Annotated in this window: 15 protein-coding genes and 3 pseudogenes; 10 read left to right on the top strand and 8 right to left on the bottom strand. The window is 56.3% G+C overall.

The window, feature by feature from the left end; translation table 11 throughout:
- Positions 1–35: 35 nt before the first annotated feature.
- On the bottom strand, positions 36–803 hold the full coding sequence (locus NL114_RS20685) for a DUF1889 family protein (protein WP_254824833.1): 768 nt from the start codon (positions 801–803) through the stop codon (positions 36–38).
- Positions 804–909: 106 nt separating this feature from the next.
- Here NL114_RS20685 and NL114_RS20680 point away from each other — a divergent pair, with 106 nt between their 5' ends.
- The gene (locus NL114_RS20680; protein WP_254824832.1) at positions 910–1,599 is read left to right on the top strand and encodes a hypothetical protein; all 690 of its coding nucleotides are present in this window, start codon (positions 910–912) and stop codon (positions 1,597–1,599) included.
- A gap of 156 nt (positions 1,600–1,755) precedes the next feature.
- Here NL114_RS20680 and NL114_RS20675 read toward each other — a convergent pair whose 3' ends face one another.
- Entirely contained in the window at positions 1,756–2,073 is a 318-nt protein-coding gene (locus NL114_RS20675; protein WP_254824831.1) for a hypothetical protein, read from the bottom strand.
- A 182-nt stretch (positions 2,074–2,255) separates the two neighbouring features.
- Between NL114_RS20675 and NL114_RS20670 the strand changes: the two genes are divergently transcribed.
- Positions 2,256–2,918 (top strand): DUF6735 family protein, encoded by a 663-nt coding sequence (locus NL114_RS20670; RefSeq protein ID WP_254824830.1) that lies wholly within the window; start codon positions 2,256–2,258, stop codon positions 2,916–2,918.
- A gap of 196 nt (positions 2,919–3,114) precedes the next feature.
- Here the strand turns inward: NL114_RS20670 and NL114_RS20665 are convergent, their stop codons facing one another.
- From NL114_RS20665 to NL114_RS20650, 4 genes are all read right to left on the bottom strand, one after another.
- The gene (locus NL114_RS20665) at positions 3,115–3,879 is read right to left on the bottom strand and encodes an SDR family oxidoreductase (RefSeq protein ID WP_254824829.1); all 765 of its coding nucleotides are present in this window, start codon (positions 3,877–3,879) and stop codon (positions 3,115–3,117) included.
- A 171-nt stretch (positions 3,880–4,050) separates the two neighbouring features.
- Positions 4,051–4,434 (bottom strand): DUF2255 family protein, encoded by a 384-nt coding sequence (locus NL114_RS20660; RefSeq protein ID WP_254824828.1) that lies wholly within the window; start codon positions 4,432–4,434, stop codon positions 4,051–4,053.
- Between the two features lie 62 nt (positions 4,435–4,496).
- Positions 4,497–4,904 (bottom strand): (R)-mandelonitrile lyase, encoded by a 408-nt coding sequence (locus NL114_RS20655; RefSeq protein WP_254824827.1) that lies wholly within the window; start codon positions 4,902–4,904, stop codon positions 4,497–4,499.
- A gap of 48 nt (positions 4,905–4,952) precedes the next feature.
- Positions 4,953–5,630, bottom strand: coding sequence for a helix-turn-helix domain-containing protein (locus NL114_RS20650; RefSeq protein ID WP_254824826.1), 678 nt, complete (start codon positions 5,628–5,630; stop codon positions 4,953–4,955).
- Positions 5,631–5,901: 271 nt separating this feature from the next.
- Here NL114_RS20650 and NL114_RS20645 point away from each other — a divergent pair, with 271 nt between their 5' ends.
- The 6 genes and pseudogenes from NL114_RS20645 to NL114_RS20620 all read left to right on the top strand — a co-directional run bounded on the left by NL114_RS20645 (position 5,902) and on the right by NL114_RS20620 (position 9,142).
- Positions 5,902–6,318 (top strand): DUF8025 family protein, encoded by a 417-nt coding sequence (locus tag NL114_RS20645; RefSeq protein WP_254824825.1) that lies wholly within the window; start codon positions 5,902–5,904, stop codon positions 6,316–6,318.
- Between the two features lie 105 nt (positions 6,319–6,423).
- Positions 6,424–6,915: a DUF7995 family protein gene (locus NL114_RS20640; protein ID WP_254824840.1), complete on the top strand. Its 492-nt coding sequence runs from the start codon at positions 6,424–6,426 to the stop codon at positions 6,913–6,915.
- 3 nt (positions 6,916–6,918) lie between these two features.
- Positions 6,919–7,287: a DUF7568 family protein gene (locus NL114_RS20635; RefSeq protein WP_247010801.1), complete on the top strand. Its 369-nt coding sequence runs from the start codon at positions 6,919–6,921 to the stop codon at positions 7,285–7,287.
- Positions 7,288–7,420: 133 nt separating this feature from the next.
- Positions 7,421–7,576 (top strand): DUF2080 family transposase-associated protein, encoded by a 156-nt coding sequence (locus NL114_RS20630; RefSeq protein ID WP_247010802.1) that lies wholly within the window; start codon positions 7,421–7,423, stop codon positions 7,574–7,576.
- Positions 7,573–8,154, top strand: a pseudogene (locus NL114_RS20625) (RNA-guided endonuclease TnpB family protein); the annotation flags it as partial. The gene NL114_RS20630 and the pseudogene NL114_RS20625, both read left to right, overlap by 4 nt.
- Positions 8,141–9,142 (top strand): annotated as a pseudogene (locus NL114_RS20620) (IS630 family transposase). The pseudogenes NL114_RS20625 and NL114_RS20620, both read left to right, overlap by 14 nt.
- Before the next feature lie 371 nt (positions 9,143–9,513).
- Here NL114_RS20620 and NL114_RS20615 read toward each other — a convergent pair.
- Entirely contained in the window at positions 9,514–10,263 is a 750-nt protein-coding gene (locus tag NL114_RS20615) for an IclR family transcriptional regulator (protein ID WP_247010803.1), read from the bottom strand.
- 163 nt (positions 10,264–10,426) lie between these two features.
- On the opposite strand from NL114_RS20615, the gene NL114_RS20610 reads away from it, so the two are divergent.
- Positions 10,427–11,062 (top strand): IS6 family transposase, encoded by a 636-nt coding sequence (locus NL114_RS20610; protein ID WP_247010715.1) that lies wholly within the window; start codon positions 10,427–10,429, stop codon positions 11,060–11,062.
- A 199-nt stretch (positions 11,063–11,261) separates the two neighbouring features.
- Here the strand turns inward: NL114_RS20610 and NL114_RS20605 are convergent, their stop codons facing one another.
- A complete protein-coding gene (locus tag NL114_RS20605) occupies positions 11,262–12,560 on the bottom strand; it encodes an IS4 family transposase (protein WP_247010716.1) in 1,299 nt (432 codons plus the stop codon).
- 64 nt (positions 12,561–12,624) lie between these two features.
- Between NL114_RS20605 and NL114_RS20600 the strand changes: the two are divergent.
- Positions 12,625–13,327 (top strand): annotated as a pseudogene (locus NL114_RS20600) (transposase); the annotation flags it as partial.
- Positions 13,328–13,348 lie beyond the last annotated feature (21 nt).

Below are 13,348 nucleotides of genomic sequence, written 5' to 3'. Positions count from 1 at the left end.
ACGGAGTGAAAACGATTTCCGGCAGTTATATTGGATTAATTAACATTTGCGGCGTCTTTCCACTGGTTCATAATGTCGTTGCTAAGACGGCCAGAGTCGTACTGGAAGCGTTTCCCCGTTTGGACGCCTTCGGCGACCTCTTTTACGTCATCGGCATAATCCGGGTCCCAGCCTTTTTCAGCGACTAACCAGGCTCTGATTGCTTCAGGATCGAAGCTGATACCGTTGCTATGGAGGGTTTTGAAGATCTCGATACAGGTAGCACGATCTGACGAATGCGTGATCCCAGTCGAGGTGTTGACCAATGCATCGAGCGTGTCGACAGCTTCCTTGGCGACCGGATTATCGATTTCTGGTGCATCGCCACTCGCATCTGATTGGAGTGCTGACGCGCCCCAGGTATCGATCCAGAACTGGACGGTGTCCTTCGACCAAGGCACGACGAGCACATCGGTCACACCATACATTCCGTCAATCTTGTCCAGCAGGTCTTTGTCTGGGTAGATAGCAAGGACAGGACCGCTTTGCCACCCCGATGGATCAATCCGTTTCGTCATCAGCTGGATCTCTGCTTCACCGACGCCGACCGGCTTCTTTTTATTCAACGCCTTTGCTGCCTGGTCACCGATCACAGTAGATACGACACCGTCCAGCTGCTTTTTCGTGTTTACTGCCAAGACAGCATCTCGTTTCTCTTCATGCTGCTCACCGAGCTGTTGCACCCACGCGAAGGCCAGTTCGACAGCCTCCTCATTTGGCCCCTCGTAATCGATGAACCAAGATGTTCTGTCGTTTTGACTCATAATTCGGTACTTCTCAGCAACTCTTGAAAAATCAGGTGGGTATGTCTGATTGAGGCTGCTCTCCTACGACTTATAATACTGGTCTGTGAATACTTGCAGTGATAGGATGTCGGTTGGGCAGTACGTGACTGAGCGGTTCATCGGGAAGCTCATCCTTGCCTGGCTTGCTGCCTCCATTCTCGCAGGGATCGGAACCGTCTATACACCTTTTTCGCTCGTGGAGATTGCTGGTGTGATCGGTATGTTAGGCACTCTGGGTATTCTAGCGATCCAAGTCCACAACACGTCGAACAATAGAGTCGAGCCGGAGGACGCTGGCGAGTACGTGGACGGGACTGATCGGTCCGATACCAGTGACGATGTGGTGAATGGGGATGGAGATGGGGCATCGACGGAGCATGACGTAGGTGCGACAGAGGGGTTATCGGCGACCGAGCGGCGGGTCCAGAATGAATTGATCCGTGAGTCATATCGTAGGTTTACAGAGCAGCCGTTTACGTTCTGGCCGAGTCCACAAGGTGAACGGCTACGCAGCTATCTCAACGATGAATTCGAGGACGTTGATGAGGACGTGATCGATAAGGTGTGGCGGTTCTCAAAGGATGATGGGTTCTTCAAGCGGCGGCCAGGGAAGCGGTCACTGACGATTACACCGACGACGCTGTGGCGAGCAAAAGAGTTGGGTGAGGAACTCTTGTTGGATGACGCGGTTCAGGATGAAATCCTGGACGTGTTACTCCAGTCATACCGATCGGATCCTACCTATCCACGGGTTGATCGTGACGAGTTGATTTAGGCAGTGGGCCGGTCGTCAGACGTCGTGGATCATAACCTCTGGTTGCTCCGAGAGAAAGGATACGTCGAGACACAAGCCTACATCAATTCGAGTGACGGCGGGTACAGTGAGGCGGAGATCACCAAGCTCGGGCGGCAGGTCAGTCAGTAACCCACTTCAGTTGAATTGACGTTCAAGGAACCGCTGAGCCGCAGTCTGAGACAAAACTTCCCACGATGGGAAATCCGTGTGCTCGTCGACATAGGTATCGAACTCATCCTCCGGGATGGCCTCGAAATCGTCCTCGTCCTCAACATCCCATTGACTTGCCTCAAGCAACGCTTCGAAAGAGTCGAATTCTGTGTACAGCTGCATGAACTCCTCTGTGAACAATTGCTCCAACGGGATCTCATTCTGCTCGTTCATCCGGAGCCCTGACTGCTCCTCTAACGCCTTCTCTATGTTCTTCTTGAACTCGCCGGCGTCAATATCCATACACGCATTTACACTGACTTCGTTCAAATAACTAAGCAATTCTACTTACCGATTTAGCCGCCCCGATTTCACTACTCATCCCGAATAAAGAAGCCTCGATAGCAACTACTGGTAGCGTTGTTCGTCCCCCGGGAGGGGTGCGGGGCGATCCAGTCGCGGTCGCCCCGTGAGGTGATTGCTCGATGGGACACCGCGCACTCGTTGCGTACGAACGCACGGACGGACAGTACACGCTCCACTACAGCCATTGGGGCGCAGCGAACCTGAAGCTCAAGCACCGAATCTCGGCTGAGTCGCCGTTCGGTGGTGACGACACCGACTCCAAGTGGGCGAAACAGCTCCTCGCAGAGCTTGCCGATGGCCTCGAGGCAGATGCGGTCGACGGCTACCTCGCCGACGAGAACCGACCGTCGACAGTCGTCGAGCCGAAGCCCCGCGCCACCGGGCTCACCCTCGACGAGATCGTCGCGGACCATCTCGACTACCTCCACCACGAGGCGTTTTACGTGGTGTCGCCGACCTTCGAGGTGACCGCCTACCGGACGCTGTGGCTCGGCCTGCAGTACGATTCGGAGACAATCGACCACGGCGAGACGGTCGGGAACGGGGCGCTCGCGACGGTGCGCTGGTACGACGGCGAGCCGGTCGGCGACGGCCATCTGAAGGGGCTGTTCCGGGCACTGAAAGACGTCGTCGGCGATATGGTCGACAAGGGTGTGTTTACCCAGTCGACGGCTCGCCAGTACCTCAAGCAGAAGCTCGGCAAGTGGGTCGGGAAGCGGCAGGAGTTGCGCATCCCGAGCGGTGAATCACCCTTCGAGAAGGCGAGCCTGAATCACTTCTAATTGGTTCTGTTGAAACCCTCAGCCGCTGATAGTATTCTGGGGGTGTGCTGAATACAGTCAGGATACTTCCCGTGGACTATTGCTACACTCAGCGGGAATCCGGAATCCCTCAGTTCGAGTAATTTCCACGGCTAGCTGTCGTGTTCCCTCGGCTTGATGCTATCCAGGAAGAGTGTTCGACCTTGGACGAGCGTGACTACGGTTGGACCTGATCCGTCGGCCGGATCAAGACTTCGTTGATGTCCACGTGCTCCGGCTGCGTCACGACGAACGTAATCGTCCGCGCGATATCGTCGGGTTGGAGCGCCTCCATCGATCCGACGTGTTCCTGTACTCCTGCCTTGATCTCCTCGTCAGGGATGTGTTCGAGGAGTTCTGTACTGACCGCCCCCGGTTCGATTGTCGCCACACGGATTCCCTCTTCGGCGACGTCCAGACGGAGCGAGTCACCGAACATCTTCACGCCTGCTTTTGCCGCATTGTAGTGAGAACTGTTCGCTTGCAGGAACCGTCCGACAACCGACGAGAGGTTGACCACGTGGCCGCTCCCTTGTTCCAGCATCGTGGGGATGACGGCGTGTGTGAGCGTGATGAGGCCAGTGAGGTTGACGTCGATGGTCGTTTGGAGTGTCTCCCTGTCCGCAGTCCCGATGTGTGCGAGCGGCATGAGCCCCGCATTGTTCACGAGGATGTCGATGCGACCGAATTCGTCGGTCGTCCGCTCGACTAAGTTGTCGATGTCCTCGTCATCGGTGATGTCGGTCGGCACAGCAAGCGCGTCGCCATGTTCGTCTTCGATCTGGGCCGCGAGCTCGTCGATTTCGTCCTTCCGCCGAGCAGCGAGGACGACACTCGAACCCCGCGACGCGAGGGACTTGGCCGTTGCTTCGCCGATTCCCGAGGATGCGCCGGTAACTATTGCGACCTGCCCGTCTAGCTCGGAGCCAAACTCTGCTGTCATCAAGTGAACGGAGGGGACGCGGCGGGGTAGATTCGGTGCTATCTGGAAAGGGTGTTTATGTATCAGTCCGGGGGACTCGGCCCAGGCTCGCCGAGGCCACCAGGTACCCGACCTCCGAGTCTCCAACACAGAGCGCTACCGCCGCCACCGGTTCTTCGAGGGGGTCGATGATCAGTCGCCAGTTCCGCGTGGGATGACCCTGACGGTGGCAGCGCGGGCTCGTTCACTGACCATCGGTTTGAGGTATTGACTATACTCGTACTTCTCGCGGTAGGCCTCGTCAATGCGGTCGAGAATCGGTCCATCGACCTGCTCGAAAACGACCTCCTTCGTCATGCCGGCAGCTTCGATTCGGCCCGCGTTCTCACGGACTGCTGCTTGGTACCAACTGGAGTCCTGGCCGTTGTAGGCACGCACGTAGAGGTCGTCCTCAACCCGGACGGACCAGATCCACGTCGGCGTGCCGTACGTCTCGCCGTCCTCCCGAACGGGAGCGATGTGGAAGTCGTCGGAGTCAGCGATTGCGTTCAGTTCGTCGTCTGTCCATGCAGACATTGGTGTTGTTCCTCGGCATCGAGGGAATACTCGGATGGTGGTCCGACTGTCGAGGTGATGGATTAGCTCTCCGAGTCTGTGGGGTACTCTTCGTCGGTGACGTGTTCCAGCCACCTGACGGCCTCCCCATTTTGCTCCTCTTGGATGGCGATGTGGGTCATCGCCTTCTCTGGCGTCGCGCCATGCCAGTGTTTTTCGCCCGGCGGGAACCAGACCACGTCACCCGCGCGAATCTGCTCGATATCTCCGCCGTCTCGTTGCACGAGCCCACAGCCGCTCGTTACGACCAGCCGCTGGCCGAGGGGATGGGTGTGCCACGCCGTGCGAGCGCCTGGTTCGAACGTCACGCTGGCCGCCGCCGCGCGAGCCTCGTCCTGCGGATCAAATAGAGGGTCGATTCGGGCGTTCCCTGTGAAGTACTCGTCAGGGCCTTCGACTGAGGGTTGCGAACAGCCGCTGGTGATATCCATGGATTGTACCCGCCCTTCAGTTGGGCGGGGTGTGACTTCGTTTCGGGGCTATCTGGAAAGGGTGTTTAATTCGCCTTGTATATCGAGCGAAGAGGTGAGGAGTTGGCGCTCGCCGCGTCGGAGGAGACTCGACAGCGAGGGCTGTGAGATGTCGAGTTCTTCGGCGAGTTCTTCGGCCGTCACCTGGCGTGGACTCTCGTAGTAGCCACGAGACACGGCGAGCTCTAGGGCCTCCCGTTGCCGGTCAGTGAGTCCATCTTCTCTGGAGTCGTTGGACGCGGATTGGTTCGACGTAATGGAGATGAGATCGACCGAGATTCCGTGGTTTTCGAACGTGGTGTGGAAGTCATGGAACGTCTCGTAGTCTTTGAACTCCTTCGTTTCGCGCCAGCCCTCGGACGTGATGATCGTTGATTTCATCTTCGCGCCATCGAAGCGTTCTGGGTCGAAGGCCGGGGCGATCGACTCATCCAATTCAACGGTGAGCTTAAAGACGGTTTTGTCACCCCGTTCTCCGAGCGGCTTTACTGAAACGACTTCGTCGAGCGCGGCGAGCTGGGCTTTGGAGAGCTCGTGTTCGGCGTCGATCTCCACGTGAAACACTCGCGCGTCAGGTTCGAGACAGAGTGCGTGAGAGCACACGAGTTCGTCTGGGGGGAGCGTCGCCGGGATGCTGACGAGCGGAAGGGCGGACGAACGGAGTCGAAATTCCGTCGTGATGGTCATGGAGTGATTCTACTCCTTTCTCACAGTTAAGCGTCCGGACGCCGTTGGTCGGCCAAACTCCAGTAACTGGGCAAACCTACCGAAGGGCTGTTTCGGCACTGACGGTTTGAAACAAACAATGCCTCGCCTGCCACCTACACCCTCAACATTCAGCACGCGACACCTATCAGGTCCTGGGAGTTCAACAAAGCTCCTAATTAAATCTGTTTCGTGGAAGATGCTGTTTTTCAGGGGCCGGAATGGGTGAGCCCCGTCATAGGCTCGTGATTCGATGACCTCAGACGACGATCCGTTTCACGACTGCGAGTTGGATCCCGAAGCGATCCTCGGAACACACACCTTCGAAGACGTCCTATTCACCGACGAGACAGAAACTCCGGTGAACGTGATCACCGGCGAGACACCGGCACATTCGCAAACAACCGTCGAGGAAGCGAAGGAGTTCGCTGCGAGTATCGATACGGAGACGCCCCAGATCGCGCTTCCCGCATCCGTCGAGTCGCAGGTCGAAACACAGAGCAAGCCCTACACGGCGGCCGCATTCTTCCACTTCAAGGCGACTGGCTCGCTCGAACTCCACCGCGCCTACCACGCAGCCCACAACTCGGACGCGTTCGCCGTCGATTTCGAGGCCGACTACGAATCGGGCGATCTGACCATCACTGTCGAACGAGCGGACGAGTCCTGAGAATCCGGCGTCACGGGGGAGAGTTTTTCGAGCGCCGGCGATGGGTGCCGGCGCATCTGGAGCGAGCAACGACACCCGGTGCGTCGGCGTTTCGAGGTGTTCGAGATGCACATGGTGATTTACGCCCTCGTAGAGGCATCGACGCACGACGACGCACTGGCCACCGGAAAGACGGTGTTCGACCGCTTGGTCGGCGCGGACCCACACGCCGGCGCCGTCTTCGACTACTACGTCTGTTTCGATGAGGAGGATACGTCCGTTGCGGGCAAAGCGCGGTGGGGAGAGCTCCCGACTGCAGCCCCCGTCGACTCCGACGACGGCCGGGATCTCCTCGAGCGTGGCTGGGAGGCGACGAAGGCGGAATTCGAGCGTAATCTCGAGCGGGTGAAGGAAGCCATCGACGAGTTCTCCGACGAGGAGATCATGCGCGACGAGGACCTCGCGCGGCACGCCTTCCACCAGGTCGGTGCGTACGACGGCCCAACGATCTTCCTGTACACCGAACACGGAACCGGCATTCGCCACCGTGGACAGTTGGATCGACTCCTCGAGGAGAGTGAAGAGCTCTGGATCGTGCCCGCTGACGTCCACTTCTGAACAATGCCCCGCATCACCAACTGGCGACGCGAGTGCCGCTCGCCGACGCTCGCGTATCGGAACACCGAGACCGGTGCGCGAGCCGTCCTGCATCGAGCGCCAGATTCGTATCGGTACAAATGGCGTGGAGCAATCCTCGTCGACGGCTACCCAGTGTGGTCGCGGGGGTACGAGACGAAAGACGCGACGGCGTTCCGTGACGAGCTCCGGGAGCGTCCCGCTCCGGACCTCAGCTGTCCGGAGTGTCCGAACGAGGACGTTCGTGTCGGCGAGAAAGCGGCAGACGGAGCGAAAGTCCAGCGGTGGTACGACTGCCCGGACTGTGGGTACGAAGCCCCCTCACGCATCATCTACGGGCGGAGTACGCCGTAACTCAGGGCTTGACTCCGAGAGTGAAGGCCGTACATTCCGCTAAGGAACGGGTGTGCGTGGTTTGTCTGCTTCTCACATATATGGAGGGTCAGCCACCGAGCCAATTAAGTATATCCAAAAGATATACATCGATATGGCGAATCGATTTCAAATCGACGGCGAGGAAGTTCTCGACGGCCAAGTCAAGGAGTTCGGGAACAGCGCCCACGTCACCGTCCCCAAACGCTGGCGTGGGGCTGACGTGAAAGTCGTCCGTACCTCAGAACCAACCAAACAAGACGAAGAATGACTGATTCACAGGCTCTCATCAAGACGCTGGACTTCCAGCTCGACATCCAGAGCGACAATGAGATCCTGCTGTACGACGCCACCCTCGAAGCGAGGTCGGTATACAACCAATCTATCCGACTCGCTAAGAAAGGTGTGGATTGGGGCGCCATCCCCGATCGCGTGGCCGAGGACGCCAGCCTCGTGAAAAACACGATACAGCGCGTCGTCGCCAAAGCACTCGGTGCGATGGAGAACTACTACGAGTATGACGACTACAACAAACCCAGCCACACCAAAGATGGAACGTACCCGCTCCGGGCGAACTACGAGGAGGGGTACAACTTGTTCCTTACCGACGACGGCGACGTGGCGTTCCGGATCAGCGCGAAGCCCTACAAGCACGTCAAGGGCGTCCTCGATGGTGACGACGCTCATCTCGACATTCTCAAGACCGCACTTGAAAGCGATGCATGGACGATTGGGACGGCGGAAGCCCTGTTCCGAAACGGCAACGCCGAGCTGCACGTCAACGTAACTATAGTAACCGTTAGAACTTTTTGCTCGGAGACTGTTGTAAGAGATAGTGGAACATCTCGACGAGATCTCTGTCGAGGAACTGCAAGACGCTCTTGACAATGTGGACGGAAAAAAGCCGACACAACGGCTCTTAGCCGCAATCGCGTACAAGAACGGTGTAACTCAGACCGAGCTATCCGAGTGGTACGATGTTCAGCGGCGGACGATCTACAGCTGGCTCACGCGACTCGACACTGACGAGTCGCTTGAGCGAGCCGTTTCTGACGATAAGCGAACTGGGAGAAAGAGAAAACTCTCAGAATCACAGCAAGAAAAATTCGAAGAAACCGTTCACGAACCACCTGAAGAGGTCGGGATCGACGCGCCGGCGTGGACGCCGGCGCTTGCCCAAGAGTATCTCGAAGAAACGTACGGTGTCGAGTATTCAATCCCGAGTTGTCGGCGGTTGCTGAAAGAAGCGGGATTGAGCTACCAGAAACCACGCCGTTCAGCCGCCGAAGCCGACGACAACGAGCAAGAAGCGTTTCACGAGAAGCTCAAAAAAAGCGGCGGGAAATGGACGCCACCGTAGTCTGTATCGACCAAACCAAGAAATCTGTGCAAGTTGAGCCGCGGGCCGCGTGGTTTCCGCAGGGCACGCGGCCCTCGGTCGAGCTTTCAGGCCAACGTGATTGGACGTGTCTGCTGGGCGCGATCACCGAGGACGGTGATCGCTTTTTCTCTCGGTTCACCGAGTACGTCACGGCCGAACACGCGAAACATTTCATTTTAGCGTTATGCCAAGAATTCGAAGATGACTTGCTCGTGGTGCTGGATTGTGCGCCATACTTCCAGGCGTCAGCCCGTCACGGACCTGGCGGCCCGTGACGATCTCGCCTTCGTGACGTTACCGTCGTATTCGCCGGAGCTGAATCTTGTCGAGGAGTGCTGGAGACAGCTTCAAGCGTCGCTTAGCAACCGCTTCTTTGACTCACTCGACGAGCTGACGACTGCGATTGATACAGCTCTTGACCAACTCTCCATTCCAAAAGTAAGCAACTATTTCTAATCGCTACTATAGTGAATTTCCTGTTGCGGAATCTGTGGCTGATTGCCCGCTGGAGCGGGCGAGCATTACCCGTCTGCTTTGAGGTATTCCGGAGGTGGATCAACCACGCTCTCGACGAGATGCTTCGTCGGAAGTGGGAAGTATCGACCAATGGTGTCGGGGTTCCTGTGATGTATAGCCTACTGGACGGGGGCTCGGTCACTCCGCACCCAGCTGTGGCTCTCTGGAGAGCGACCCCTTCGACTCTCGCATGTGAGGGCTGTGCTCTCACTACTGTGAGACCACCGTCTCCGCGTCCATCGTCCAAGTCTCTGGGAGGATCTCGCCTCTCTTCCTTGGGAGATCGTGTCAGCCATCAGGGACGATGTGAACTACTGATAATGGAGTTCGACTTCAATAACATTTGCGGCCTCTAACAAAGAGTCAATAATATCCTTCTGGTGTGAATTCTTAGCAGGGACATACATCGATATTGCGCCCGTAACTTCTCCACTCTCTGAGTCCGTGATTGCTGTTCCTATTCCTTGTAATCCGATACCAATCTCCTCGTGATCAACTGCATATTCTTGGTTTCTTATGTCTGTCAGTTCGCTTTGTAACTCATCTTCATCAGTAATAGTCTGGTCAGTCACCGCTACAAGCCCCCGCGATTCAATAATATTCTCTACTTTTTCTTCCGGGGAATGGGCGAGAATCGCTTTTCCAGGTGCAGCTGAATGAAGAAGAAAATGTGTTCCCTCGTGGGTTAGTGCATTCTGCATATTCTCTCCGCTTACCGTATAAAGGACAACACCGTATCCACGTTCTTCGATGGTCAATACTACTGGTGCACCTTTTGAGGTAGCGAGATCTCTAAGTACCGGCCTAGCCGTTCGAAACAACTCATTTCTTTTTCGCAGATTTCCTCCCAGATTCAAAAATTGGTGACTCAGACAATATTCCCCATTCGTGTTGATGACATAACCTTCCTCTGTGAGGGTCCGTAAGTAATCGTGGACAGTACTTCGGTTCATCTCTAACTCATCAGCAATCTTCGTAGCTGTTAGATTGCCGGACGCCGAGAGTAATTGGATTATATCGAATGCGGTTCGGACCGACTTTATCGAGTTTGAGGGAGTCATGTGTGAGTCTATCAATGGTGAGTATTTAATTGTTGGTAATGTCGACAAGATAGTGTTGAGATACTTGAGTTCAAACGTTAGATGGGGTATAAATATCTAGTAACAGCAGACGGCGGTGTTCAGATAAGGATGAAGGATGAGGCGTTCGTTTTCTGAGTGATCTATGCCCGAAAACGACCGCCTCAACGGGTGTTTAGACGAGATCGACTTAGAGTTTGTTGAACGAGAAGCGACACCGCGACTGCTGATGAAGCTCAGTATTCAGCTCCATCTTGCTGGTCTATCGCTTTCAAATACTGTATCTATTCTTGAAGTATTCGGTGTCGAACGCGCTCGGTCCACCATTCATAATTGGGTTCACAAGGCCGATCTACAGCCCGACTCCGGTCGGTGCCCGGATCACATTGCGGTTGACGAGACTGTGATCCGACTGAATGATGAGCAATATTGGCTGTATGCTGCCGTCGAGCCAGAAACAAACGAATTGCTACATACAAAGCTTGAACCGACGACAACGAAGGTTCTCGCGCATTCATTTCTGACGGACCTCTCCGAGAAACACGACGTCTCCGACGCCGTGTTTCTCGTCGATGGCTCGCACTCGTTACAAGACGCGTGCCAGCGTCACGGCTTCGATTTCAGATACGAGAAACATGGAAATCGGAATGCTGTCGAACGTGTCTTTAGAGAGATAAAACGTCGAACTCTCTGCTTCTCAAACTGTTTCAGCAGCGCCAAAGCAGAAACTGCCGACGACTGGCTCAGATCGTTCAGCTTCGCATGGAATCAGCTTATCTGAACACTACCCAGCAGACGGACTTATACTAGTCACATACACATATACGGCTCCGTTGAAACCCTCCGCAAGTGATATATCCTTACCTAGTCGGGGTCAGCACAGGATATTCTCGGAGCAAGTAGCAGTGTCTGGTGATATGACAGCTGTCGACCAATGCTCCGTCCCACCGGTCTTATGATGTACCCGCATCGGTGTTCGGTTAAGCACTGGATCGCCTCATGAAGGCTTCAGCCACTCGTTCGCCGAGTAAGAGGCGTGATTTCTCTGGCTGGCGAGCGTCACGGAACATCAACTCCGGCAGATTCGGCGGTGGATGTCCGAACGACTGGGCCAAATCTTCGAGAATGATCTGGGCGACAGACCGGAAGGTCTTCGCCCAGCGTTCGCGGGGAAACACCGTCTCCGGGAATAGCTCTTGAAACACGCCGAGTAAGGCTCTGCTGACCGTCAGCGTCAGCAGAGCCGCCACCACCAGCAGGTGAACGATTGCTGGATCACTCGTCTGGAACTTCTCCAGCCCATACAGCGACTTCAGTTCCCGGAACAGCAACTCCACTTCCCACCGCAACCCGTACAGCGCTGCGACCTGCCTTGGAGTGAACTCATCGGGTAGATTCGTCACGTACAGGTGGTAGTCGTCGGTGTCCTCGTTGCGGACACCGACGACGCGAAACTCCACCGAATCGGTTGACTGCTTCCCAGCGTATGCCCGCCGTTTGAACTCGATCTCCACGGTTACGTCGATAATCTCCCGACTGAGATCTCCTAGAACGTCCCGAAGACGACGCTCTGGCAAGGAAATGGCGCGCCCGCGCCATTTCCGCCGCTCTCCGACGATCAATGGGTTTGCGTTCGACTTCAGCCGAGTCAGGAAGAAGCCGCCGTTCTCTTCGATCAACGCGAACCGGCGGAAACTGTAGAAGCCCAGATCGAACAGTAACAGCCGCCCTCGCAGCCAACTCCCGGTGCGGAGTTGGCTGCTCTCGTGGGTGCGTTCATCGGTGAGCTGGAACTGCTCGATCGTCTGCTTGGTCGCGTTCTGCACGAGGTGGAGTTTCGCGCCGGATTGATCCGCGTGAGTCGCCGGAAACTCGTTGAGGAGCCGATGCAACCTGAAGACGGTTGCATCGGCGATCAGCACTTCTCGAAACAGCTCGAACTGTGGCGCGATCGTGTGAGGAACCGCGACCTCCTCGAGAGCGTGCTCGAGGAGGTCGCTCAACAGTGCTGCGAGTGCCGGCGTGAACCGGTCGTAGAAGCTGGAGCGGGCAACGGTCTGGTTGGTTGCTGCGGAGTACGCCCGTTGAAATCCGGCGATGGTACGGGCTTCGCCATCGACGGCGAAGCCCATGATGAGCGTCCAAACGAGCATCGTGATGTCGATTGTCCGGTGGCGTTGGACGACATCGCGCTCGCGCGCGATGTCTTCGATACGTTCGGCTGGAAACAGGGAAGTGAGCCGCCGTCGTATGAGGTCCGGGGAGAGTTCCTTCAGCACAACCTCTCCCCACGCGGTCTACGCCGATAACTTCGTCAGTAGAGCGCAGTCTCTTGGTTTCTCAGCTAAACCGAACACGGATGGCTTTCTCACTAATCCCAAATACGCTATCGACGACTTCTTCGACAGGCTCGTCGAGCAGGCCGGCATTCGGGGTCTGCCCGACTCGACGTACTCCACCAATTCGCCGCACATCGAGATGATCCAGTACAACGACGCTGTCTCATGAAACTACGATCCAACCGCCAAAGAGTACTACTACAGCTTCGGGTGTACAATCGTCTCAACCGGTGCAAGGATTCCGATAGCAGCGGAGTTCAAACAGGCTAAACAAGCAGACTAAGAGACGGCGATGCACATCACACGTGGCGCGCTCGCCATCAATACGCCAGTCAGGATGCTTGAGGCAGCAGCTACGACATCCTCGATTGGCACGACCACCTGCTGAACGCAGGGTCGTGCCGATTGCTCCCTACAATCCGCGAAACATTGACGACTTGAAAGACATCGAACACAGGGTCGAAGACCGAACCGAGGAACACAGCGAGGATGTTCAGCTGAAACAATCCATCTTGGACGAGACGTACGACAACCGGACAGGGGTCGAACGAACCAACGACATAGCCAAAGACTCTGGCCTCGGGCATGTGCGTGCTCGAGGCCGCGTCCACGCACGAACAGAGGTGTTCCTTGCGCTGTGTCTCCGACTCGTTGTTGCAATCACCACCTCCGAACAAGGAAACGAACCGGGCTGTGTGAAGCTATGAGATGAATTCTATGACACGTTC

The sequence above is a fragment of the Haloglomus halophilum genome, assembly GCF_024298885.1.
GTDB lineage: Archaea > Halobacteriota > Halobacteria > Halobacteriales > Haloarculaceae > Haloglomus > Haloglomus halophilum.
This window is presented reverse-complemented; position numbering and strand designations above follow the sequence as displayed.

What these genes read in the sequence shown, in the direction of transcription:
- NL114_RS20655 (WP_254824827.1), bottom strand. Translation starts at nt 4,904, where the DNA reads ATGGATATCACCAGCGGCTGTTCGCAACCCTCAGTCGAAGGCCCTGAC.
- NL114_RS20675 (WP_254824831.1), bottom strand. Translation starts at nt 2,073, where the DNA reads ATGGATATTGACGCCGGCGAGTTCAAGAAGAACATAGAGAAGGCGTTA.
- NL114_RS20640 (WP_254824840.1), top strand. Translation starts at nt 6,424, where the DNA reads ATGCACATGGTGATTTACGCCCTCGTAGAGGCATCGACGCACGACGAC.
- NL114_RS20685 (WP_254824833.1), bottom strand. Translation starts at nt 803, where the DNA reads ATGAGTCAAAACGACAGAACATCTTGGTTCATCGATTACGAGGGGCCA.
- NL114_RS20630 (WP_247010802.1), top strand. Translation starts at nt 7,421, where the DNA reads ATGGCGAATCGATTTCAAATCGACGGCGAGGAAGTTCTCGACGGCCAA.
- NL114_RS20610 (WP_247010715.1), top strand. Translation starts at nt 10,427, where the DNA reads ATGCCCGAAAACGACCGCCTCAACGGGTGTTTAGACGAGATCGACTTA.
- NL114_RS20650 (WP_254824826.1), bottom strand. Translation starts at nt 5,630, where the DNA reads ATGACCATCACGACGGAATTTCGACTCCGTTCGTCCGCCCTTCCGCTC.
- NL114_RS20660 (WP_254824828.1), bottom strand. Translation starts at nt 4,434, where the DNA reads ATGTCTGCATGGACAGACGACGAACTGAACGCAATCGCTGACTCCGAC.
- NL114_RS20665 (WP_254824829.1), bottom strand. Translation starts at nt 3,879, where the DNA reads ATGACAGCAGAGTTTGGCTCCGAGCTAGACGGGCAGGTCGCAATAGTT.
- NL114_RS20645 (WP_254824825.1), top strand. Translation starts at nt 5,902, where the DNA reads ATGACCTCAGACGACGATCCGTTTCACGACTGCGAGTTGGATCCCGAA.
- NL114_RS20615 (WP_247010803.1), bottom strand. Translation starts at nt 10,263, where the DNA reads ATGACTCCCTCAAACTCGATAAAGTCGGTCCGAACCGCATTCGATATA.
- NL114_RS20635 (WP_247010801.1), top strand. Translation starts at nt 6,919, where the DNA reads ATGCCCCGCATCACCAACTGGCGACGCGAGTGCCGCTCGCCGACGCTC.
- NL114_RS20670 (WP_254824830.1), top strand. Translation starts at nt 2,256, where the DNA reads ATGGGACACCGCGCACTCGTTGCGTACGAACGCACGGACGGACAGTAC.
- NL114_RS20680 (WP_254824832.1), top strand. Translation starts at nt 910, where the DNA reads ATGTCGGTTGGGCAGTACGTGACTGAGCGGTTCATCGGGAAGCTCATC.